This is a genomic window from Gardnerella bretellae (genome assembly GCF_048545135.1).
GTDB classification, from domain to species: Bacteria; Actinomycetota; Actinomycetes; order Actinomycetales; family Bifidobacteriaceae; genus Bifidobacterium; species Bifidobacterium greenwoodii.
Map to the genome: position 1 here is coordinate 194,818 of NZ_JBKQXU010000002.1, position 22,355 is coordinate 217,172.

Annotated in this window: 19 protein-coding genes; 17 read left to right on the top strand and 2 right to left on the bottom strand. The window is 44.9% G+C overall.

What is annotated here, in order from left to right:
- Window positions 1-79 precede the first annotated feature (79 nt).
- The 8 genes from prmC (at window position 80) to ACJV7B_RS02250 (ending at window position 9,264) form a co-directional block, all read left to right on the top strand.
- Entirely contained in the window at window positions 80-1,000 is a 921-nt protein-coding gene (gene prmC / locus ACJV7B_RS02215; protein ID WP_419388862.1) for a peptide chain release factor N(5)-glutamine methyltransferase, read from the top strand.
- Window positions 993-1,664, top strand: a complete 672-nt coding sequence (locus ACJV7B_RS02220; protein ID WP_419388863.1) for an L-threonylcarbamoyladenylate synthase — start codon at window positions 993-995, stop codon at window positions 1,662-1,664. The genes prmC and ACJV7B_RS02220 overlap by 8 nt, the downstream gene beginning before the upstream one ends.
- 152 nt (window positions 1,665-1,816) lie before the next feature.
- Window positions 1,817-2,920: an MraY family glycosyltransferase gene (locus ACJV7B_RS02225; protein ID WP_004136915.1), complete on the top strand. Its 1,104-nt coding sequence runs from the start codon at window positions 1,817-1,819 to the stop codon at window positions 2,918-2,920.
- 52 nt (window positions 2,921-2,972) lie between these two features.
- On the top strand, window positions 2,973-4,517 hold the full coding sequence (gene guaB / locus ACJV7B_RS02230; RefSeq protein WP_004136917.1) for an IMP dehydrogenase: 1,545 nt from the start codon (window positions 2,973-2,975) through the stop codon (window positions 4,515-4,517).
- Window positions 4,518-4,734: 217 nt separating this feature from the next.
- Window positions 4,735-5,043 carry a type II toxin-antitoxin system RelB/DinJ family antitoxin gene (locus ACJV7B_RS02235; protein ID WP_119526239.1) on the top strand — a complete coding sequence of 103 codons (309 nt, stop codon included), beginning with the start codon at window positions 4,735-4,737 and terminating at the stop codon, window positions 5,041-5,043.
- A gap of 87 nt (window positions 5,044-5,130) precedes the next feature.
- Window positions 5,131-5,838 carry an oligoribonuclease gene (gene orn, locus ACJV7B_RS02240; RefSeq protein WP_004117685.1) on the top strand — a complete coding sequence of 236 codons (708 nt, stop codon included), beginning with the start codon at window positions 5,131-5,133 and terminating at the stop codon, window positions 5,836-5,838.
- 66 nt (window positions 5,839-5,904) lie between these two features.
- Window positions 5,905-7,353, top strand: a complete 1,449-nt coding sequence (locus ACJV7B_RS02245; RefSeq protein ID WP_419388864.1) for a PIF1 family DEAD/DEAH box helicase — start codon at window positions 5,905-5,907, stop codon at window positions 7,351-7,353.
- Window positions 7,354-7,431: 78 nt separating this feature from the next.
- Window positions 7,432-9,264 carry a proline--tRNA ligase gene (locus ACJV7B_RS02250; RefSeq protein WP_419388865.1) on the top strand — a complete coding sequence of 611 codons (1,833 nt, stop codon included), beginning with the start codon at window positions 7,432-7,434 and terminating at the stop codon, window positions 9,262-9,264.
- A 107-nt stretch (window positions 9,265-9,371) separates the two neighbouring features.
- Here the strand turns inward: ACJV7B_RS02250 and ACJV7B_RS02255 are convergent, their stop codons facing one another.
- Window positions 9,372-9,857, bottom strand: coding sequence for a single-stranded DNA-binding protein (locus tag ACJV7B_RS02255; RefSeq protein ID WP_004127425.1), 486 nt, complete (start codon window positions 9,855-9,857; stop codon window positions 9,372-9,374).
- Between the two features lie 316 nt (window positions 9,858-10,173).
- Between ACJV7B_RS02255 and ACJV7B_RS02260 the strand changes: the two genes are divergently transcribed.
- Window positions 10,174-11,253, top strand: a complete 1,080-nt coding sequence (locus ACJV7B_RS02260; protein ID WP_419388866.1) for a CAP domain-containing protein — start codon at window positions 10,174-10,176, stop codon at window positions 11,251-11,253.
- 79 nt (window positions 11,254-11,332) lie between these two features.
- Here the strand turns inward: ACJV7B_RS02260 and ACJV7B_RS02265 are convergent, their stop codons facing one another.
- Window positions 11,333-13,462 (bottom strand): M13 family metallopeptidase, encoded by a 2,130-nt coding sequence (locus ACJV7B_RS02265; protein WP_410314444.1) that lies wholly within the window; start codon window positions 13,460-13,462, stop codon window positions 11,333-11,335.
- A 102-nt stretch (window positions 13,463-13,564) separates the two neighbouring features.
- On the opposite strand from ACJV7B_RS02265, the gene map reads away from it, so the two are divergent.
- The 8 genes from map (at window position 13,565) to ACJV7B_RS02305 (ending at window position 22,354) form a co-directional block, all read left to right on the top strand.
- Window positions 13,565-14,338: a type I methionyl aminopeptidase gene (map, locus tag ACJV7B_RS02270; protein WP_004108441.1), complete on the top strand. Its 774-nt coding sequence runs from the start codon at window positions 13,565-13,567 to the stop codon at window positions 14,336-14,338.
- A gap of 80 nt (window positions 14,339-14,418) precedes the next feature.
- On the top strand, window positions 14,419-15,561 hold the full coding sequence (gene prfB, locus ACJV7B_RS02275) for a peptide chain release factor 2 (RefSeq protein ID WP_004136941.1): 1,143 nt from the start codon (window positions 14,419-14,421) through the stop codon (window positions 15,559-15,561).
- Between the two features lie 69 nt (window positions 15,562-15,630).
- Window positions 15,631-16,995, top strand: a complete 1,365-nt coding sequence (ftsE, locus tag ACJV7B_RS02280) for a cell division ATP-binding protein FtsE (protein ID WP_004136942.1) — start codon at window positions 15,631-15,633, stop codon at window positions 16,993-16,995.
- The gene (ftsX, locus tag ACJV7B_RS02285) at window positions 16,995-17,918 is read left to right on the top strand and encodes a permease-like cell division protein FtsX (protein WP_004129488.1); all 924 of its coding nucleotides are present in this window, start codon (window positions 16,995-16,997) and stop codon (window positions 17,916-17,918) included. The genes ftsE and ftsX overlap by 1 nt, the downstream gene beginning before the upstream one ends.
- Before the next feature lie 110 nt (window positions 17,919-18,028).
- Window positions 18,029-19,429: a CHAP domain-containing protein gene (locus ACJV7B_RS02290; RefSeq protein ID WP_375169358.1), complete on the top strand. Its 1,401-nt coding sequence runs from the start codon at window positions 18,029-18,031 to the stop codon at window positions 19,427-19,429.
- A 129-nt stretch (window positions 19,430-19,558) separates the two neighbouring features.
- The gene (smpB, locus tag ACJV7B_RS02295) at window positions 19,559-20,050 is read left to right on the top strand and encodes an SsrA-binding protein SmpB (protein ID WP_004136944.1); all 492 of its coding nucleotides are present in this window, start codon (window positions 19,559-19,561) and stop codon (window positions 20,048-20,050) included.
- 236 nt (window positions 20,051-20,286) lie between these two features.
- Window positions 20,287-21,198: an ABC transporter substrate-binding protein gene (locus ACJV7B_RS02300; RefSeq protein ID WP_375169359.1), complete on the top strand. Its 912-nt coding sequence runs from the start codon at window positions 20,287-20,289 to the stop codon at window positions 21,196-21,198.
- 127 nt (window positions 21,199-21,325) lie between these two features.
- On the top strand, window positions 21,326-22,354 hold the full coding sequence (locus ACJV7B_RS02305; RefSeq protein WP_257996380.1) for an amino acid ABC transporter permease: 1,029 nt from the start codon (window positions 21,326-21,328) through the stop codon (window positions 22,352-22,354).
- Window position 22,355 lies beyond the last annotated feature (1 nt).

Sequence of the window (22,355 nt, forward strand, 5' to 3'; positions counted from 1 at the left end):
ATTAAGTTAAGTAAGTTAAGTCAGTACGTTAAGTAAGTAACTTAAGTAAACTAAGTAAAATTTCTAAACGGTTCTTAAAATGCGCGAACTTTTGCAAAATGCTATTGCGCGTCTTCGTGAAGCAGGCGTGGAGTCTGCAGAATACGACGCGCGTTTGCTGCTGGCTAAAGCTTGCGGCGTAAGCTTAGCTGAGCTGAACAAGGCGCTAATACTTGGCGATTTAACCGATTTTTCGCCCGATTATGCTAGAAAATATAGCGAGTTTGTAGCTAGGCGTGCTTCTCGCGAGCCGTTGCAGCACATTGTTGGCCGCGCGCCTTTTCGCTACTTAGATTTGCAAGTTGGCAAAGGCGTTTTTGTGCCGCGGCCCGAAACGGAAATTGTTGTTGATGCTGGCTTGGATTGGTTGCGCGAATCTGGTATTAGCAAGCCTACGGTAGTCGATTTATGTGCAGGTTCGGGAGCGATCGGATTGTCGATTGCAACGGAAGTTGCAGACGCGCAAGTGTGGGCTGTAGAAAAATCTCCTGAAGCTTTTCAATATTTGCGAAAAAATTTTGAAGAAACTGCAAAGAATTACGAAAATATGCAGATTTCCAGTCGATACCATGCTGTTCTTGCAGACGCAACAAAAGCGCATATTTCGGATTTAACTCCTGAACTTCACGCAATTTGCGGCAAAGTAGACTTAGTAATTACGAATCCTCCATACGTGCCAGAAAATCAAGTGCCGGAACAGATTGAAGTGCGAGAATATGATCCTCCGCTTGCGTTGTACGGCGGTTCTGCGGACGGCTTAGTTATTCCGGAACAGATTATGCACGTGGCTTTTGAGCTGCTTCGCTGTGGGGGAGCGATGGTGATGGAGCACGATATTTCGCAAGGAGATGCGCTTGCAGATTATGCAAAAAACATAGGATTTATCCGCGCAAAAGTCAAAAACGACTTAACAAACAGAGCAAGATTTGTAGTATGCAAAAAAGAGGCTAAAAATGAGTAAAATTTGCAATATCAACGAAGAATCCCTGCAAATGGCAGCGCAAATCATTAACGAAGGCGGCGTAATCGTAGTGCCAACTGACACTGTGTATGGAGTTGCTTGCGATCCGTTCAATGAAGCCGCGGTTGCCAAAATTTACGAGCTTAAGCGCAGGCCGCGCACGAAGGCGCTACAAATTTTAATGAGCGGAGTGGAAGATTTAGAAAAACTTGGTCTATATTTGCCTTCTCCGCTGGATATTTTAGGAAAAAAGTTCCTTCCGGGCGGATATTCTCCGATTGCGCGCGCGAAGAAAGGCTCGGTTGCTTCAAATCTTGCAACGTTGTGCAAAACGAATGAGAGCAGTGAGCAAAACAAAATCCAAGCTGAAGCAACTCAAGGCGTGCGAGTGCCGGATTGCCCGGAATTAATGCAAATTTTGCGAGTTACCGGCCCTTTGGCTGCTTCTAGTGCGAATCGCAGTGGTAACGAAAGTGCAGACAGTGTGGAAGAAGCGTTTGCGGCTTTCGGTAACGAAATTCCGCTGTATTTGAATGCAGGTCCAACTCGCTCGCATGTGGCAAGCACAGTAGTTGGCGCGGATTCAAACGACGAAGACGGTATTGTGATTTTGCGCGAAGGTGTGATTTCGGAGCGCGAAATTCGTGAGGCTTTGCGAAAGTAGCGAAAATTGCGAAAGTAACAAAAATTGCGAAAGTAGCGAAAGTATTTACTAATTTTGCTATACTGCCGAATCGTTACAATCAAATAAGAAAGCGTGAAAGCACGCGCGAAAAAGATGTGCGCGAGTATCAAAATAGCAGAAAGACATAGCCGATGAGGGTTTACCTATTTATTGCAGCAATTGCAGGCGGAGCAACGTGGCTGATTACGCCGCTTGTGCGCCATCTTGCGATCCGCATGGGAGCTGTCGGCAAAGTTCGCGCGCGCGACGTGCATACGATTCCGACTCCTCGCATGGGCGGGGTGGGTATGCTTTTTGGTTTCGCAGTCGCCATGGCATTCGCAAGCTCAATGCCCTTTATTTCCGGGCTTTTTGCTGGAACTCACCAGCCGTGGGTGGTGCTCGCCGGAGCAGTCATGATATGCCTGCTTGGGGTATGTGACGACATTTGGGATTTAGACTGGATGCTTAAACTTGCCGGTCAGCTGCTTATAGCCGTGTTCGTTGCGTGGGGAGGGTTGCAAATCGTAACTTTGCCGCTTGGCTCCCTCGTAACGGCATCTCCAAGCGTATCAATCGCAATAACTGCAATACTTATTGTGGCCTCAATTAACGCAGTAAATTTTGTAGACGGATTAGACGGCTTGGCTTCCGGAATCGTCGCAATCGGCGGAATTGCCTTCGCAACATACTCATACATTCTTGCGCGCACGTCGCCATCCTACGCATCAATGGCAACACTTATTGACGTTGCAATGGTAGGAATGTGCGTCGGTTTTATTATGCACAACTGGCATCCTGCGAAACTTTTTATGGGCGATTCCGGCTCCATGCTAATCGGCTATTTAATTACTTGCGCGTCAATTATTATGACCGGACATTTGGATCCTTCTGCCGTTCACACGAGTATTTATTTGCCTGTATTTATGCCGATTTTGCTGCCTATTTTGGTGCTGTTCCTGCCGGTTCTCGACATGTGTTTGGCGATTACGCGGCGTGTTGCTAAAGGTCAGTCGCCAATGCATCCAGATCGCATGCACTTGCATCATCGCATGTTGCGCATCGGGCATTCTGTGCAAGGTGCTGTGCTGATTTTGTGGGGATGGGCGGCGCTGATTGCGTTTGGCTCTATTATGATTCTGTTCTTTAAAGCTGTGTATGTGCTTGTCGGAATGATTCTTGCTGCTGCGTTGCTTACTGTGCTCACAATGATGCCGTACTTGCGTCGCCGCCTGCCCGAGCTTCGCAATTCGTAGCGTTTTGTGGTGCGTTTCGACAAACGTCATAGCAAAAACGTATAGTAAGCCTATGGCTACAACTGATATTAACACGGAATCCGTGTATTCTCCTGTTCCACCAATTTTCGAGAAGCTCGGTCTCGCTTATGACGACGTCCTTTTGCTTCCAAACGAAACTGATGTTATTCCGTCCGAAGTGGACACTTCCACTCGTCTGACTCGCGAAATTACCATGAAAGTACCGACTATTTCGGCAGCTATGGATACTGTTACCGAGTCCGATATGGCTATTGCTATGGCGCGTAATGGTGGCATTGGCGTACTTCACCGCAATCTTTCTATTGATGATCAGGCTGCGCAGGTTGATATTGTTAAGCGCAGCGAGTCGGGTATGATTACCGATCCGCTTACTGTTCACCCAGATGCTACGCTCGCCGATTTAGATAAATTGTGCGGGCGTTTCCATATTTCAGGCTTGCCGGTAGTAGATAGCGAAAATCGTTTAGTTGGTATTATTACCAACCGCGATATGCGTTTCATTGCTTCCGAAGACTACGATCGCTTGAAAGTTAAGGACGTGATGACGCGTGAAAATCTCGTCACTGGTCCTTCTGATATTTCTAAGGATGATGCTCACCGCTTGCTTGCGGATAACAAGATTGAAAAGTTGCCTTTGGTTGATGCCGAAGGTAAGCTTACAGGCTTGATTACTGTTAAGGACTTTGTGAAGACTGAACAGTATCCGGATGCTACTAAGGATGATCAGGGTCGCTTGCGCGTGGCTGCTGGCATTGGTTTCCTTGGTGATGCTTGGCAGCGTGCGTGCGCTCTTATGGAAGCTGGAGTTGACGTGCTTGTGGTTGATACCGCAAACGGCGAGGCTCGTTTGGCTCTCGACATGATTCGCAGAATTAAAGCAGATAAAGCTTTCGATGGTGTGCAGGTTATTGGCGGAAATATTGCAACTCGCCAAGGCGCACAAGCTATGATTGACGCTGGCGTTGACGCTGTAAAGGTTGGCGTAGGTCCAGGCTCTATTTGCACAACGCGTGTTGTTGCAGGCGTTGGTGTGCCTCAGCTTACTGCAGTTTACGACGCAGCTCAGGCTTGCAAGGCTGCTGGTATTCCATGTATTGCAGACGGTGGTATTCACTATTCTGGCGATATTGCTAAGGCTTTGGTTGCAGGCGCGGACACAGTTATGCTCGGCGGTACTTTGGCTGGCTGCGAGGAAGCTCCAGGCGAAAAGGTTCTTCTTCACGGCAAGCAGTACAAGCTTTACCGCGGCATGGGCTCGCTTGGCGCAATGGCTCCTCGTGGTAAGAAGTCTTATTCGAAGGATCGCTACTTCCAGGCAGACGTTACCAGCTCAGACAAGGTGGTTCCAGAAGGCGTTGAAGGCGAAGTTCCATATCGCGGTCCACTTAACGCTGTGCTTTACCAGCTTCTCGGCGGTTTGCACCAGTCTATGTTCTACGTTGGTGCGCACAATATTAAGGAAATGCAGGAGCGCGGCCGCTTTATTCGCATTACTGATGCTGGTCTTCGCGAATCGCATCCTCACGATATTGTGATGACTGCAGAAGCGCCAAACTATAGCGGTTTCCACAACTAAATCGCAAGTTGCGCAAGTTCGCGTATAAGTCGCGTATAAATTGCGTATAAATCGCAAGTAATTTTGCATTAAACGGCGAAAAGTTAAGCAAGTTATCTACAACTTGCCTGCTTTTCGTCGTTTTTTGTTTGTTTAAACATTATGATTGCTGTTGTATGTATATTGTATTACAATAGCAATTTAATAAAATAAAAATCATTAGAAAGTGTGTATAAAATTGTCTGCGATATTGGTTAGCGATAGCACCAAAAGTAAATATACTGAAAATACGTCTCAAGCAACTGTGAGTTTTCGCACAGATTCTAGAGTTAAAGAGGAAGCAAAAAAATTATTTTCTTCAATGGGAATGGATTTGTCGACTGCGATTAATGTCTTTTTAAGACAGTCAATTGTTGATCAGGCTATGCCTTTTTTGATTACTCGTGAAAGCCGTGAAAGTGTTGAAGCTCGTCGTCAAGCTGAAGCTCATGAGGGAAAATCATTTAATAACACAGATGAACTTATGCAGGATTTATTAGATGCTTAAATCAGTATTTCGTACAACTCAATTCAAAGTAGTCTCTACGAAGATGTAGGCTGATGGGTTCGAAAAAATATTAGGAAAGGAACGAAAATGGCTGAAGCTAAGGAAGATCTTACGTTTACGCCGGAAGAATCGCGCTTAATTTGGATTGATTGCGAGATGACTGGACTCGATATTTTCCACGACGAGTTATGCGAAGTATCTGTAGTTCCAACTGATTTTAATTTGAAAGTTTTGGACGACGGAATTGATCTAGTGATTAAGCCGAGCGATGCTGCTGTGGCTCACATGAACGATTTTGTACGCAATATGCACACTTCTTCTGGGCTTGTTGACGAGTGGAATAAAAACGGTTTGCCGTTAGAAGAAGCGCAAAAGCAGGTTGTTGAGTACGTAAAGCGTTTCCTGCCAGCTCGCGGAAAAGCGCATCTTGCTGGAAACTCAGTTGGTTCTGACAAAAAATTCCTCGACCGTTACATGCCAGATTTAATGGCAAATTTGCACTATCGCGTAATCGACGTAAGCACACTGAAGGAAATTTCACGCAGACTTTACCCGGATGTTTACCGCAATAAGCCGGCAAAACACGGCGGTCACCGCGCGCTCGCGGATATTATTGAGTCGATTGACGAGCTTCGTTACTACCGTGACATGATGTTCGTACCAGCTCCAGGACCAAGCGAAGCACAGGCAAAAGCTGGCGCGCAGCATATTGAAAGCACGAGCTTGCTTCGTGACTACGAGCGTCGCGGAGAAGCATTAGAGGACGTAAATTCCGCAGAAAAGCGCGACTATTAAACACAACGCTACTATTAAACAAAGCGCGACTATTAAACGTAGTAGCGCAAATAAAAGGTACTGCCAATGAAGCAATCCGAAGCCTTAACCATAATCAACGCTGGCGCGAGCGCGTTCATTACCGGCGCTCCGGGTGCAGGTAAAACCTACGTATTAAACGCGGCTATTCGCGAAATGCGAAAGAACGGTTTAAGCGTTGCTGTAACTGCCTCTACCGGTATTGCGGCAACGCACTTAAACGGTCAAACAATTCACTCTTGGAGTGGAGTTGGGGTTTCAAACGCGCTTACGGATACGCTTCTTAAAACCATTAGAGCTAGGCGAGGAAAGCGCATAAAAGCCACGGACGTGCTCGTGCTGGATGAAGTTTCTATGATTCACGCGTGGCTTTTTGACATGGTTGACGAAGTATGCCGGAAGGTGCGCAAAAATCCCGCTCCTTTCGGTGGGCTTCAAGTAGTTATTTCGGGTGACTTCTTCCAATTGCCGCCTGTTAGCACTTCTATGCGAAATCGCGACGTATTTGAGCCGAGCCAGGAATTTATTGAGTCGCGCAAAAAGTATGCTGCAGCCGGCAAAAATCCGGAAGGATATATTACAGAATCTTTCGCATGGGATGCTTTGAAACCTGTTGTGTGCTACTTAACTGAGCAGCATCGTCAGGATGACGGCAAATTGCTTGAAGTTTTAACGGATATTCGTGGCGGTCTTGTAAGTGACGACGACAAGCAAGTGCTTGCTAGTCGCCTTGGTGAGTATCCGGAAGACGATGAAGTTGCAGTGCATCTTTTCCCAACGAATGCGCAAGCAGACGGATTAAATAATATGCAGCTTGCAGCAATTGGTGCAGAGTCTCACGAGTTTGTGGCAACGGAAGCCGGGCCTAAAAATCTTGTTGAGCGCTTAAAGAAGAATATGCTCGCTCCGGAGCGTTTAGTTTTGAAGGCTGGAGCTGCTGTGATGGCGTTGCGAAACGATCAGGAAAAGCAGTACGTAAATGGCTCTGTTGGGCGCGTGTTGCGTTTTGCGCCTGAATCTAAAGGTGGCTGGCCGATTGTTGAGTTTGAAAATGGCAATATTGTAACTCTTAAGCCTGCTGCTTGGGAGATGACCGACGGCGAAACTGTGCTTGCTAGCGTAAATCAAGTGCCGCTTCGTTGTGCGTGGGGGATTACGATTCATAAGTCGCAAGGTATGACGCTTGATGCTGCGGTAATGGATTTGCGTAGAACTTTCGCTCCCGGAATGGGTTATGTGGCGCTTTCTCGCGTTGAAAATCTGAAAGGTCTTTATTTAAAGGGTATTAACGAACGCGCTTTTAGCGTTTCGGCGGATGCTGTGCTGCTTGACGGATCTTTGCGCGATGCTTCAAAGCGTGCGAGTGAGCTGCTTGCTAGCGATGGGGCAGCTGCTTTCGTAACAAATAATATAGAAGACGATTTCGCAAATCAGCAGGAACTTGATATTTTTGCAAGTACTAGCAACGATGAGTTTGGATTCAATGACGAGTTTTAGTTGAAAATTACGTATTGTGAATTTGTTTAGTAGCGTAAACAAATGTTTATGTCCTCATGCACAAATAGATTGGAACGCATGAATTCCAATGTACTTCGTATGTCTCAGCTGTTCCTTCGTACGCTGCGCGAGGATCCTGCAGACGCGGACGTTACTTCCGCAAAACTTATGCAGCGCGCAGGCTATATTCGTAAATCTGCCCCAGGTGTGTGGACTTGGCTTCCGCTTGGACTTAAGGTTTTGAACAAGGTTCAGGCGATTATTCGCGACGAAATCAACGGTATTGGTGCGCAGGAAGTTCACTTCCCGGCACTTCTTCCGCGCGAGCCTTACGAGGCTACAAACCGTTGGGAAGAATATGGCGACAATATCTTCCGCCTTAAGGATCGTCATGAAGCTGACTATCTTCTTGCTCCAACGCACGAAGAAGTTTTCACGCTCCTTGTAAAAGATATGTATTCTTCGTACAAGGATTTGCCTGTTACTTTGTACCAGATTCAAACGAAGTATCGCGACGAGTTCCGTCCTCGCGCAGGTCTTATTCGCGGCCGCGAGTTTATTATGCAGGATGCTTATTCGTTCTCGATTGACGAAGATGGTTTGAAATCTGCTTACGTTGAGGAGCGCGCTGCTTACGCTCGAATTTTCGACCGCCTTGGTATTAAATACGTGATTGTTCACGCTGTTTCCGGTCCAATGGGTGGTTCTGATTCTGAGGAGTTCTTGGCTCCAATGCCAATTGGCGAAGATACTTTTGCGCTCGCTCCTTCCGGAAAAGCTTGGAATGTTGAGGCTCTTACCACTCCAGAAATTCAAGATGTTGATTATTCGGCAACTCCTGCAGCAGAAGCTCTCGAAACTCCAGACGCTAAGACGATTGAAGCTTTGGTTAAGGTTTCTAACGACTTGCATCCGCGTAAAGATGGTCGCGAATGGCAAGCAGACGACACTTTGAAGAACTTGATTATTGCTGTTAAGCACCCGGCTGATGCTGAGGGTGGCGAGCATGAGGAGCCATGGCGCGAAATCGTGGCGATTGGTATTCCGGGGGATCGCCAAGTAGATATGAAGCGTCTTGAAGCTCAGTTTGCTCCTGCAGAAATTGAAGAAGCAACTGAGGATGATTTGAAGGCTCATCCTGAGTTTGTTAAGGGCTACATTGGATTTAGCGTATTAGGTCCTCAAGCTCGCAAAGAGGGTAGGGGTATTGCAAATCCTGTCCGCTACTTGATGGATGCTCACGTTGCAAAGGGTAGCGCCTGGATTACGGGAGCTGACGAAGAAGGAAAGCACGTTTATAACGCTGTTTACGGCCGCGATTTTGAAGCTGACGGCGTTGTTGAAGCGGCCCAAGTTCGCGACGGCGATATGAGCCCAGATGGTTCTGGTCCGTTGAGCTTCGAGCGCGGCGTGGAAATTGGTCAAGTGTTCCAGCTTGGCTTAAAGTATTCTAAGGCTTTGGGCTTAAGCGTTCTTAACGAAAACGGTAAGACTGTGCCAGTTTGGATGGGCTGCTACGGTATTGGCGTTAGTCGCGTGATTGCGTGCCTTGCAGAAACGCATCACGATGACGCTGGTCTTGCATGGCCTATGGCGATTGCTCCAGCTCAAGTTCATGTTGTTGCAACAGGCAAGGATCAGGTTGCTTTTGACGCTGCTGAAAAAGTTGTTGAAGAGCTTAGTAAGCAGGGAATCGAAGTAATATTTGACGACCGTCCAAAGGTTTCTCCAGGCGTAAAGTTTAAGGATGCTGAGCTTGTTGGCGTGCCGCTGATTGCTGTAGCGGGTCGCGATACCGTGAACAATGGCACGATTGAAATCCGCGATCGCAACGGCTCAAATGTTGAAGCAGTTCCAGTTGACGAGGCTGCAAGCCGCATTGTAGAGCGTGTAAACGCTTTGCTTAAGTAACGGCCTGTTTTACAATTTGCCGCCAGGAATACTACTACTACTACTACTACTACTATTCTTGGCGGCATTATTGTTTATCGTGGTGCGCGAGGTATTATTTACTTTCTTTAGATATCAGCATCACCTCCATATTCGTCGTCCGTGCTGTCTGAGTGAGAGTCAGTACGTTCTATTTTTTCGTTTTGTGACTGATTGCTGTCTTTCGTCTGCCCATTTTTAGCAGTTTCAGCGTTTCTTTTTGTAAATTGAGTAGTTCCGCGATTCAGATCGTGCCCAATAGTAGAAGCTTCCAAAATTACGCGATTATAATCGTTTCCATCTTTCGTCCAGCTTTCTGTACTCAAATTGCCATATACAACGATTGCATCGCCTTTATGCACGCTTTTCAGCACGTTTGAAGCTAAAGTTCTATACGCTTTCACAGTCATCCAAGTAGTTGGACGCTCATGCCATTGTTGCTCGTCGTTACGGTAATATGATTGCGTGCTCGCAATTCGTAGCGAACAAGCCGGAGAATTTTCACTGCGCCCAAAGCTTACAGGCTCAGCACCTACGTATCCACTAATAGTCACGGTTGACTGTTGTTGTGCCATATTTCATAGTCCTTTCACAAATTGGACTGCAGCCATTTCAGCCCCGAAATACAGAGCCATCATTGCCTCTGAGCTTCGCAGCCACGAGGAAATGCCGCAGTAATAACAACTATGAACTTTGTGCAACAACTTTGCCAGCAAACTTTTCTATTGTGGTTAAAACCTAGGTTTTATCCACAATGTAATTAATCTCTTGACTACAACAAAATATTTAGTAAATGCTCCGCAATTATCTGCACATGCGTAATAATTCCTCGTCGCAGGGTAGTATTGAGCGAACGTATTGAAAATATTGAATGCAGTGAAGAAGATATTTATGGTGGAAAGTAATCAGCAGTATGCGAAGCATAAATCTAATATGCGCATAAGTTGGGTTAGTATCCTTGTTATTTCGGCTGTATGCCTAACTGTGTGCGCAATATCGCAAAATTTTGCTGATTTTACTTTAGAAAATTCTAAGTCGTATCATCAGGCGTATCATCAGGCTTATCATCAGGCGTATAATCGCGAATATCATCATAAATATCATCAGAATCCAATAATTCAAACAACTAATTCTGCTTCTTCTGCATCTTTTATTCAGTCAAGTAATGTAGCGCGTTACGTTCTTTCTTCTATTCGAAATGCAAGATCTAGGCTTTACGATGATCGAAGCACGTATTTTAATGGCGTTCCTTTGCAAGATTACGTGAGCCGCTCAGGTCTTACTAAAGAAGCGTATGTTAATAATATTCAGTACGATTCTGAAAATGAAGAGGATGCTTTCCGTCGCGCGCAAGAAACCGCTCAGCATGGGCAGTTTGGCCATTTTGGCCCAGATGGTGTTAGTGAGCCTGATTACACTGGCCGAAAGGCGTGGGGTGAAAATTTAAGTTGGGGTGTGGATCTTGCTGGTTCTATGCAATTGTGGATTCAAGATGAAGAGTCGGCTTTGCGTGCAACCGGCGGAAGTTTTAACGAAGATAATGGTCATTTGTATCAGATTTTGAATCCTAGCAATATTTCTTTCGGTTACGGAGAAGCTTCGGGTGGCCCTTATGGTGTTGTTGGAGCGTTGACACTGTCGGAATATAACGGTGATGTTGATTATCCGGATGGAAAGATTGGCCCAGAATCTCCCGAAGCGCAAAAAAAGCGTGCTGAAGAGGAGCGAAAGAAGAAGGAAGAGCAGAAGCGTAAAGATGAGGAAGCTAAGAAGAAAAAAGCTTTGGCTAAAAAGAAGCATTTGAAGCATAAGCATCATAAAAAGTTGGCGAAAGCTATGAAGAAAAATGCTTCAGCATATAAATTTATTGTGATTATTTCTGTGATTTTAAGCGTGCTGGTTTTGTGCGCAATTGCAGTGGTGTCTTGGATTTTCTTAAAACGAAGGCTGATTTCTAAAAATAGTAAATAATAAGCCTGCAAACGTTTATTAAGCGTCTGCAGGCTTCTAGTTTTTTAACTTTTTGACTTATTTGCTTTTTATTCGCAACTTACCAAATGTGCACGCGCTCAGCAGGGTCGAGCCACATTTCGTCGCCTTCTTTAACGCTGAAAGCATCGTAGAACAAGTCCACGTTTCGAGCAATTCCGTTAGTGCGGCATTCGGCTGGGGAGTGCGGGTCGATTTGAAGCAGCTGCTCAGCAATCTCGTTACGAGCTTTGGAACGCCATACCAACGCGTAGCTTAAGAAGAATCGTTGCAAAGCAGTGAAACCGTCTACTTCAGGAGCGTTACGCAAAGTTTCGCGAATCGCGTCGTCGCTTCCGTCAATCTCTCGTCCTTCGCTCTTTTGCAAAGCAAAAGCGTAAGCTTTAAGCGCAATAGTTACGCCGCTTAAATCGCCAATATTTTCGCCGATTGTTAAAGCGCCGTTTACGTGAGGCATTGCGTCTCGCTCAGCTTTGCTCTTCAAGTGAGAGTATTTAACAATAAGTTGCGTTGGCGTAAAAGCATTGTATTGCTCAATAAGCTTTTTAGTGCGCTCAGCAAAGTTGGCTTTGTCTTCTTCAGTCCACCAATTGTTAAGCATGCCGTCGCCGTCGTATTCGCAACCTTGGTCGTCAAAACCGTGACCGATTTCGTGGCCAATCACTGCACCAATAGCGCCATAATTTGCTGCGTCTGGAGCGCTCGGGTTAAAGAATGGTGGTTGCAAAATTGCAGCTGGGAACACGATTACGTTAAGCAACGGATCGTAGTAAGCGTTCACAGTTTGCGGAGTCATCTGCCATTCTTCGCGATCCACAGGCTTTCCAGCTTTCGCAGTATTCTTACCAAAGCCAAATCGATAAACTTCGCGCATATTTTCAACTAAACCAGCGTCTTCCTTAATATTCAACGCAGAATAGTCAATCCAATGATTCGTGTAGCCAATATTCGGCTCAAACTTGCTAAGCTTTTCCAAAGCCTTCGCTTTAGTCTCCTCGCCAAGCCAGCTGCTGTGCGAAATCGACTCACGGTAAGCGTTAATAAGATTGTTAACTAATTCCTGCATATACTTTTTAGAAGACTCAGGGAAGTGCAAGCGCACGTATTCGCGCCCAACTTCTTCGCCGCAAGAATCGTCAACAACTCCCACTGCGCGCTTCCAACGGTCGCGCTGCTTTGTTGCACCAGAAAGCACCTTGCCGTAGAAGTCAAATCGAGCTTGTGCAAAATCTTCACTAAGTAAGCTTGCCCAGCGCAAAATCACGTGCACGCGCGCCCAAAGCTTTAAATCTTCTAAGTCGGCTTCCTGCCAAATCTTATTCAAACCTTCCATAAAGCTTGGCTCGTGAACTACAACTTTGTTAAAAGCTTCACGAAGGTTGATTGGCTGATGTGCTTCTTTGCAAGTATCGTACGCTTTTTGAGTAGCGTCTAAGAAAGCGTCGAGATTAAGCGCTTCAAGAGTTTTTGCCAAATCAGCATAATCGTAAGGATTATAAGTTTTTTGAGAATCGCGAGTTGCTACGTTATCCCAATGCTTGCTTGCAATCTGCGTTTCAACATTCAAGAAACGCTCGGCTTGCGCTTGTGTAGTAGTTGCGTCTCCGTAGCCTGCTAAGCGCAGCAAAGAAGCTACCATTTTTACGTATTCATTGCGAATTGGAGCATAATTGTCTTCGCGATAGTACGCTTCGTCTGGCAAGCCTAATCCCGACTGCTCAATATGCATAATATTCGTCTTAGGATCCTTAGGATCTCCGTAAACGCCAAAATAGAACATTGCGTCCGGTCCGCCGTAAGGGTTAAGCGTGCCGAGAGTGCGAACCAAATCTTCCTTGCTGCAAGCTTTATCTACAGCGTCTAGATCGCCCTTAATTGGCGTAATTCCAGCTTTTTCGATAGCTGCAGTATCCAAATAGTTGCGGTACAAAGTTTGTGACTTTTTAGCTGAGCAATCTTCGCTTTCTAAAATATCTCGAATTTGCGTCTCTGCATCTTCTGCAAGCTTGTGGAAAGCGCCAAACATTGGGCGGTCGTCTGGAAGAGTGTAAGTGTCAATCCAAGGGCCGTTTACGTAACGGAACAAGTCGTCTTGTGGACGAATAACCGACGAGAAAGAGGCAGGATCAAAATCTACAGCAGAAATTTCCTTCTGCGATTCCTTATTATTATTTTCATTGTTATTAGGCATGAATTTAGCTTACAAGTATTAAGCGACACTATTAGCTAGTATTTTCGCAATATTTTCGCCATATTTTGCGCTATTTTCGTGCCTGCGCGTTAGTCTTGAAGCATGATTGAACTGAAAACTCCATCTGAAATTGAAGCGATGAAACCTGCAGGTCGCTTCGTCGGTAGTATTCTTAAAGACTTAAAAGCAATGACAAAAGTTGGCACAAATCTTCTTGAAATTGATGACTTCGTTCGTCAACGCATTATGAGCCGCAAAGGTGCGTCTTCTTGCTATGTTGATTACGCTCCTGATTTTGGAACTGGTCCTTTTGCGCACTACATTTGCACTTCTGTAAATGATGCTGTTCTTCACGGAGTTCCATACGATTACAATCTTAAAGACGGCGATTTGCTAACTCTTGATTTGGCAATTAACGTCGACGGTTGGGTTGGCGATTCCGCTATTAGTTTCGTGGTTGGAAAGCATGCAGATCCTGAGGATTTGCGCTTAATTAAATGCACTGAGGAAGCGCTGGAGGCTGGCATTAACATGGCTCAGCCTGGAAACCGTCTTGGTGATATTTCTGCAGCTGTTGGTTGTGTTGCTCACGAGTATGGTTACAGTGTAAACCTTGAGTTTGGCGGTCACGGAGTTGGCCATATTATGCACGGCGATCCTCACGTTCCTAACGATGGCACTGCTCACCATGGCTACAAGCTTCGCCCAGGTTTAGTTATTGCAATTGAGCCATGGTTCTTAAAGACTACTGACGAAATTTACCAGGATCCTAAGGATGGTTGGACTCTTCGTTCTGCTGATGGTTCTCGCGGCGCTCATAGCGAGCATACGATTGCAATTACGGAGAATGGTCCTGAAATTTTGACCGTACGCTAGACTTATAAATAGTTGATTTTGTAAGTATTTTGCGAATAGTAATTGCGTAAAACAGGTATGTAAAGAGGTACTTTAAGTAAATGGCGGAATTTGATTTTGCACAGGCGCTACGCGATGTTGAATCAAAGTATGCTTCGATTGTGAAGGCTTTAGACGTTGATTCGTTGAAAGTTACGATTGCTGATTTAGAAAAGCAGGCTGCAGAGCCTGGGCTTTGGGATGATTCTGAGCATGCTCAGCAGGTTACGAGTAAGCTTTCTGCAGCTCAGTCTCAGTTGAAGCGTTTGCAAGCTGTAGATCAGCGCATTGAGGATACTAAGACTTTAATTGAGCTTGGCCAAGAAGAAGGCGATGCTGATTCTATGAGTGAGGCTCAAGATGAGCTTGGCTCTATTGCTCACGAGTTGGACGATATGGAAGTTCAGACTCTTCTTGACGGCGAATATGATGCTCGTTCTGCGGTTGTTACGATTCGTTCTGGTGCGGGCGGTGTGGATGCTGCTGATTTTGCTCAAATGCTTCTTCGTATGTACTTGCGTTGGGCTGAGCGAAACGGCTATAAAACTAAGATGATGGACACGTCTTATGCGGAAGAAGCTGGTATTAAATCCGCAACTTTCCAAGTGGATGCCCCGTACGCGTATGGTCGCCTTTCTGTAGAGGGCGGCACTCACAGAATGGTTCGTATTTCGCCATTTGACAATCAAGGACGTCGTCAAACCGGCTTTAGCGCAGTGGAAGTGATCCCTTTGGTTGAAGCTACGGATCATATTGATATTCCAGATTCCGACATTCGCGTGGATACTTTCCAAGCTTCAGGCCCGGGTGGTCAAGGTGTTAATACTACGTATTCTGCTGTTCGTATTACGCATTTGCCAACAGGCTTGGTTGTTTCTATGCAAGATGAGCGCAGCCAGATTCAAAACCGCGCAGCTGCAATGGCTGTTTTGCAGTCGCGTTTGCTTGTGCTTAAGCACGCGGAGGAAGCTGCTAAAAAGAAGGAGCTTGCTGGAGATATTAAGGCAAGCTGGGGAGACCAGATGCGCTCCTACGTTCTTCACCCGTACCAAATGGTGAAGGATTTGCGCACTGGCTACGAAACTTCACAAACTCAAGCTGTTTTTGACGGTGATATTGACGGTTTTATTGAAGCTGGCATTCGTTGGCGTCACGAGCAGCGAGTTGCGGCTCAAAAAGAAGCTGAAAAAGAAGCAGAAAAATAATCTTAAACTAAAGCTAAATCTAGAACTAAAAACCAATAATTACACATAATCTTCGGAAGGATTGAAACAATGTCGCTGATTTCATTAGATCATGTGTCAAAAATATATCCGAGAGGTACGCGCCCTGCACTAGACGATGTGTCTTTGCATGTGGATCGCGGAGATTTTGTGTTTCTTGTTGGTGCTTCAGGCTCTGGCAAAACCACATTGCTTAGTTTGCTGCTTCGCGAAGAAGAAGCAAATGGTGGGGAAATTCACGTTGCTGGTAACGATTTGCGCAGACTTTCTAACCGTCAGGTTCCGCAGTATCGCAGATCTCTTGGCTTTATTTTCCAAGATTATAAGCTGCTTAATAATAAAACGGTTTATCAAAATGTTGCTTTTGCTTTGGAAGTAATCGGCACTAGTAGAGCGACTATTCGCTCGCTTGTGCCTCGCGTGCTAGAAACTGTTGGCTTAACTGGTAAGGAAAATAACTATCCGCATGAGCTTTCTGGTGGTGAGGCTCAGCGTGTGGCTATTGCGCGCGCGTATGTAAATCATCCTCAAATTATTCTTGCAGATGAGCCTACTGGTAATTTGGATCCAACTACTTCTCTTGGAATTATGGAAGTTTTGGATGCTATTAACCGAACTGGCACAACAATTGTTATGGCTACGCATAATGAGGAGATTGTGAACTCAATGCGTAAGCGCGTTGTTGAGCTTCACGAGGGTAAGATTGTTCGAGATGAGCGCGAAGGTTCTTACGATTCTGCTCTTTACTTCCCGGATTCAGATGTTGAACAAAAGTCTAAAGCTCAGCAGTCTGTTGAAAAAAATAGTGAAGAGGCTGAAATTTCAGCTTCAAGCAATCAGCCTGAAAATACGGAACGTCATAAGCGACTTTCTAAAAAAGCTCAACGTGCGGAGCAGGCTCGTGAAACTGTTGATATTGTTACGCAATCTCTTCAAAGTGACACTGCAGAAAATGATGGTATTGCGCGCCTTGCTCAGTCTGTTCATTCTGGAAGGACTGGCCGTTACGGTGAAGTGTTCCAGTCTTTGGAAACAACAATGACTTGGGGACGCGGGTTGGTTTCTACAAACGATAAAAACGTTGGAGAGGATGTTTCAGAAGTTGAGATTTCGGAAGATAATAAAGAATCCGCTGAATCTGCAGAAACTGTTGAATCCACTGAATCTCATGAAACTCATGAATCTACTGAAAATTCTGAAGTGAGTGAAAAATCGCAATCTGAAACTAGCGAGGAGTCGCAATCTGTAGCAGAAAATCATTCACAATCTGATTCTGAATCTGAGAGTAAGTCTCAGCTCCCTCCTATGCCTCCAGCTCCACCTAAGCCATCTGTTGCGGCTGCAAATACTAATAATGAGAACATTAGTGTTGACGATAGCAATAATGACACTAATAAAACTGAAGGAGCAGAGTAATGCGTTTAAGATTCATTTTTTCCGAAACATGCATTAGTTTACGCCGTAACGTTTCAATGATTCTTTCCGTTATGCTCGTAACTTTTATTTCCTTCCTTTTTATTGGTGCTTCTGTGTTAATGCAGGCTCAAATCACTAAAGCTAAGGGCGACTGGTACGACAAGGTTGAGGTTGTTGCATGGCTTTGCCCAGATGGAACTAGCCAATCTCCATCCTGTGCTTCTGGAAAAGCTCCAACAAACGCTGAAATAGTAAAACTTGAGCATGTTATTCACCAAGAATTAGGCGACGACGTTTCAAATATTACCTACGTAAGTCGTAACGAATTTTATAAAAATACCTTCCTAAAGCAGTATCCTAACGGAATGTATCAGGGTAGAACTCTTACCGCCGCAGATATGCAGGATTCGCTTCGCTTAAAACTTACTAATCCTATGAAATACCAGGTTGTTTCGGAAGTTCTTTCTGGGCGAGATGGTGTGGAAGAGGTTGTTGATCAGCGACAAATTTTCGACCCTGTTTTCAGTGTTCTTAATAGAGCTACAGTAGTTACGATTGTTCTTGCTGCAGTTATGGTTGTTGTGGCCATTATGCTTACAGGCACTACAATTCGTATGTCTGCAGCGAGCCGCCGTCAAGAAACTGAGATTATGCGTTTAGTTGGTGCTTCTAACTGGACTATTCGCATGCCGTTTATTCTTGAAGGTGCTTTCGCTTCCTTCGCTGGATCTTTGCTTGCGGGCGCGGCATTAAGCTTGGTTGTAAAAGTGTTTGTAACTGATTGGCTTGCGCAAAATGTTCGTTGGATGCCGTTTATAACGCAGTCTACTGTGTGGTTATGTGTTCCAATGCTTGTTGCTGGAGCTGTTGTGCTTTCTGTAGTAGCTTCTGCTATTGCTTTAAGACGATACTTAAAGGCGTAAGTTAAATTATTTGCGTAAAAAATTCAAAAAAACTAAAAAATTTAGAAAAACTCGCGTGATTCCTTACTTAACGCTATAATTCGCATTAGTAACGTGGAAAGGGAAGTAATATGAGCGTAACTCGACGTAGCGTGTACAATAGGCACAATCGTATAATAGTTAGCTTGGTTGTTTCCGTTGCTATGCTGCTTAGTGGCATTGTTGGCTCGTTATTAACTGCTGATACTGCTAGCGCTGTTAATATGAACGAATACAGGCGTAAAGTGCAGAGGAACGAGAATCTAAAGCGTCAGCTTTCTGGTGTTAATAAGCAGCTGGCAAAGAAGATTCTTGAGCTTAATGATTTGAATGAGCGTCAAATTCCAGGCCAGGTTCGTGCGGCTCAGCAGGCTGAAGAGCAGGCTGCTCAAGCGCGTAGTCTTGCAGAATCTACTCAGCAAAGATTAGAGTCTGCTCAAAAAGATAAGCGCGATTTGGAAGAAAAAATTAAGAAAACTGGCGCCGATTTTGACGATGCAAAAGCTGCTGTAGCTCAACTTGCTCGTAAGAGTTTCCACGGTTCTCAAGCCTCCGATGTTATGAATATCGTTACGAAGTCAACAACTACTGAGCAGTTTGTTGGCAAACTTCAGTCTGAAGCTGCAGTTGCTCGTAGCGAGGCAAATGCTGCAAACGATGCTGCAGTTAAATTAAATACTTCTATGAATCGTCGTCAGCGTTTGGCTGCTATTGAAACGGAAATCGCAAAACTTAAGCAGCAGGCCGATACTCAGGCTCAAAGCGCGCAGATTGCTGCTAAAGCTGCTAACGATCGCAGGAAGTCGTTGCAAGATTTGCGAGATCAGGGCGAAAATATTCGTAAGCAGCTTGAAAGTCAAAAAAGTAGTTTAACTACTCAGTCTGCTCGTGAAGCTGCAGAAATTGTGGCAATGAAGTCTGCTATTGACGCTCAAGCTCGCGCTCTTGCAAACAAGTCATTTGCTCGCGCTGATCCTAACGCTGGAAACCGTCAGCAGGTTAGGGGAGCTGGAACTAATGCTTCTTTGCCTCCAATGCAGCTTTCCGATGGTGCTGCTAACGGCATGAATTACACTGTTCCTGGCAATTGCCCTGAAGGAGCTAAGTTCTGCTACGGTCATAATACTGGCAATTCTGTTGGCGGTTCTGCTTATCCTGCTCGTCAGTGCACATTGTGGGCTTATTTGCGTAGGTCTCAGCTTGGTTTGCCAGTTGGATCGTATATGGGTAATGGTGCCGAGTGGGCGAATACTGGTCGTCGATTAGGGTATTTAGTTAATCGTACTCCACACGTTGGTGCTGTTATGGTGTTTGCTCGCGGCCAGCGCGTTGGTAACTGGACTGCAGACTGGCAGTATGGTCACGTTGCTGTTGTTGAGCGTGTTAATGCGGATGGTTCAGTGCTTATTTCTGAAGGCGGCACCGGATTCTCAACATTCCCAGCGTACGAAACTATTTACAATCCAGGCGACTACGAGTACGTGCATTATTAAAGTTCATAAGACGCGTACAAGTAGTTTGTGCGTGTCTTAAAAAATAAGCTTGAAGACTCAAGTGCGCTTGCCATAAGATAGAAGTCTTATGGCAAGTTTTGTTTGTGGTCTTAGTATTGGAGGGGAGTTATGGCAAATAAACCTGCTCAAGATGGTACGGTTACTGTAGCTCAAAATCGTAAGGCTCATCATGACTACGCTATTGAAGATTGCTACGAAGCTGGTCTTGCTCTTACCGGAACGGAAGTTAAGTCCTTGCGCGAAGGTCGAGCTTCTTTAGCGGAATCTTTTGTAAATATTGATCGTCGCGGTGAAATGTGGCTTGAGGGGGCTAATATTCCTGAGTATTTGAACGGTACTTGGAATAATCATGCGCCAAAGCGTAAACGCAAGCTGCTTCTTCATGCGGCTCAAATAGCTAAACTTTCTAGGCAGACTGAAGCAAAAGGATATACTGTAGTTCCGTTGCGTCTGTATTTTAAGGGAAGCTATGTGAAAGTTGAGATTGCTTTGGCGCGCGGTAAGAAGGAATTTGATAAGCGCGAGGCTTTGCGTGAGGAGCAAGATAAGCGCGAGGCTTTGCGTGCTATGCGTTACCGTAATTTGCGCGCTCGTGAGTAGTTTTGGTCGCAAGTAATTTGCGCGCTCAATAATCATCTCAACGCGACACGCCACATATTATACATTATTGCGAATAATATGCGTCATATTTTTTCGGAAAGTCAACTATTTTGCTAATAAGCAGTATGTTTATTTCAGTATATACACTATTTTGCATAAACAGTTGTGAAAATAGTAGGGTTATCGTGTATAGTTATACGCATCACTGAAAATTATTAGATTTACGGAGAAGAAAAATGTTCAAATCAATTAAACCTATTGCTGCCGTTGCTTCTTTAGTTTTGATTGGCACTATTGCCGCCTGCGGTCCTGCTGATTCCAAGCAGAATGCAGATCCAGATGTTGCCAGAAGCTACGACGTAAGCAATGTTCAAAAAGATGATGCAGTAGCAGCTTTGGTACCAAAAGCAGTAGCTAAAACAGGCGAGCTTGTTGTTGGTGTAAACGTTAGCTATGCTCCTGCAGAATTCTTCGCTGCTGACGGCAAAACACCAGTCGGTTACGAAATTGATTTTTCTAAAGCTTTGGCAAAGGTTATGGGCTTGAATGCTAAGATTATTCACGCTCAATTCGACTCTATTATTCCTGCAATCGGCAGCAAGTATAACGTCGGTATTTCCGGTTTTACTGTTAATGCTGAACGTATGAAGTCCGTTGACTTTGTTACTTACGCAAACGCTGGCTTGTCTTTCGAAGTGCGTAAGGGAAATCCTACTAAGGTAGACACAAAGAATCTTTGCGGCAAAAAAGTAACTGTGGAAACCGGCACAGTTGGCGAGCCTATTATGGAAGAAGCTAAAAAGAAGTGCGCTGCGAATAACGATAAGCCTCTTGAAATCATGAGCTTCAAAGAGCAGACTGACGCAACTACCGCTCTTCTTTCTGGTCGTGCAGACGTTATGTATGCAGATACTCCAGTAGCTGGTTACGCTGCTATTAAGAACGCTGGAAAGCTTGAAATTCTTGAAAACAGCAAGGATGCAGAGCCAATGGGTGCTGCTGTTAAGAAGGGCGATGCTGCAATGCTTAAGGCTGTTAAGGCTGGCATTGATAAGCTTATGAAGTCCGGAATTTACAAGGACATTTTGAAGAAGTGGGGCGTTGAAAACGTTGCTATTAAGGAAGCTGTAGTTAATCCTAAGCTTTAATAAGCTTTAATAAGCTTTAGTAGCATCTTAATCTCACTTATTTCTATGCAAATTTACCGTTTATAACATTAAATGGTAAATTTGCATTACTTTATATAATTTATAAATATTCATATAAACGAAAACTATGGAGAATATGTTGAACTCTTTAACCGCGAACTCTTCTGACGCTAATTTTTCTGACTCAAGCTCTAGCACAGTTCAAGCTGAACGTATTTTGCCTGTTAAAAAACCTGGTCCTATTATTGCTGGCATAATCGTAGCAGTAATTGCATGCTCGCTACTATATGGAATTGTTACAAATCCTCGCTTCGAGTGGGATGTTGTAGGCATATATTTGATTAGCAATAACGTTTTTTATGGCATTGGTTGGACTCTTCTTTTAACTTTGCTTGCTATGGTTATTGCGATTGTGTTGGCCGTTGGTTTGGCTATGATGCGTAAGAGTGTTAACCCGGTTTTGCGTGGGTGTGCTTGGTTCTTTATTTGGTTTTTTAGGGGTACGCCTGTTTATACGCAGCTTGTTTTTTGGGGTATGTTTGCGGTTCTTGTTCCTAAGTTGAGTTTGGGTATTCCGTTTACTTCTGTGGAGTTTTTCTCTATTGATTCTAATGTTGTTATGACTTCTCTTACGGCTGCGGTTGTTGGTTTGTCTTTGAATGAGGCTGCGTATTTGTCTGAGATTGTTCGTGCTGGTTTGGAGGCTGTTGATGCTGGTCAGGTTGAGGCTTCTAAGGCTTTGGGTATGTCTCGTTCTTTGATGATGCGTCGTGTGATTCTTCCTCAGGCTATGCGTATTATTGTTCCGCCTTTGGGTAATGAGACTATTGGTATGCTTAAGACTACTTCTTTGGTTTTGGCTGTGCCTTTTACGCTTGAGCTTCAGTTTGCTACGAATGCTATTGCTAATCGTATTTATAAGCCGATTCCGCTTCTTCTTGTTGCTAGTATTTGGTATTTGGTTATTACTTCTGTGTTGATGGTTTTGCAGTCTATGTTAGAAAAGCATTTCGGCAAAGGCTTCGAAGCGCGAGATATTGTAAAACATGCGCAATTAGACACAGATGCGGATCAGCGCGGCGACAAATCTTTGCACGCTAAGCAGAAAAATGTTAAAGGGCGTAACGACGCGGCTATGTTGGGCTTTAACGCCTAGT

Bases quoted from the DNA above. Each gene is read 5' to 3' on its own strand.
- prmC (WP_419388862.1), top strand. From the start codon at position 80: ATGCGCGAACTTTTGCAAAATGCTATTGCGCGTCTTCGTGAAGCAGGC.
- ACJV7B_RS02220 (WP_419388863.1), top strand. From the start codon at position 993: ATGAGTAAAATTTGCAATATCAACGAAGAATCCCTGCAAATGGCAGCG.
- ACJV7B_RS02225 (WP_004136915.1), top strand. From the start codon at position 1,817: ATGAGGGTTTACCTATTTATTGCAGCAATTGCAGGCGGAGCAACGTGG.
- guaB (WP_004136917.1), top strand. From the start codon at position 2,973: ATGGCTACAACTGATATTAACACGGAATCCGTGTATTCTCCTGTTCCA.
- orn (WP_004117685.1), top strand. From the start codon at position 5,131: ATGGCTGAAGCTAAGGAAGATCTTACGTTTACGCCGGAAGAATCGCGC.
- ACJV7B_RS02245 (WP_419388864.1), top strand. From the start codon at position 5,905: ATGAAGCAATCCGAAGCCTTAACCATAATCAACGCTGGCGCGAGCGCG.
- ACJV7B_RS02250 (WP_419388865.1), top strand. From the start codon at position 7,432: ATGAATTCCAATGTACTTCGTATGTCTCAGCTGTTCCTTCGTACGCTG.
- ACJV7B_RS02255 (WP_004127425.1), bottom strand. From the start codon at position 9,857: ATGGCACAACAACAGTCAACCGTGACTATTAGTGGATACGTAGGTGCT.
- ACJV7B_RS02260 (WP_419388866.1), top strand. From the start codon at position 10,174: ATGGTGGAAAGTAATCAGCAGTATGCGAAGCATAAATCTAATATGCGC.
- ACJV7B_RS02265 (WP_410314444.1), bottom strand. From the start codon at position 13,462: ATGCCTAATAACAATGAAAATAATAATAAGGAATCGCAGAAGGAAATT.
- map (WP_004108441.1), top strand. From the start codon at position 13,565: ATGATTGAACTGAAAACTCCATCTGAAATTGAAGCGATGAAACCTGCA.
- prfB (WP_004136941.1), top strand. From the start codon at position 14,419: ATGGCGGAATTTGATTTTGCACAGGCGCTACGCGATGTTGAATCAAAG.
- ftsE (WP_004136942.1), top strand. From the start codon at position 15,631: ATGTCGCTGATTTCATTAGATCATGTGTCAAAAATATATCCGAGAGGT.
- ftsX (WP_004129488.1), top strand. From the start codon at position 16,995: ATGCGTTTAAGATTCATTTTTTCCGAAACATGCATTAGTTTACGCCGT.
- ACJV7B_RS02290 (WP_375169358.1), top strand. From the start codon at position 18,029: ATGAGCGTAACTCGACGTAGCGTGTACAATAGGCACAATCGTATAATA.
- smpB (WP_004136944.1), top strand. From the start codon at position 19,559: ATGGCAAATAAACCTGCTCAAGATGGTACGGTTACTGTAGCTCAAAAT.
- ACJV7B_RS02300 (WP_375169359.1), top strand. From the start codon at position 20,287: ATGTTCAAATCAATTAAACCTATTGCTGCCGTTGCTTCTTTAGTTTTG.
- ACJV7B_RS02305 (WP_257996380.1), top strand. From the start codon at position 21,326: ATGGAGAATATGTTGAACTCTTTAACCGCGAACTCTTCTGACGCTAAT.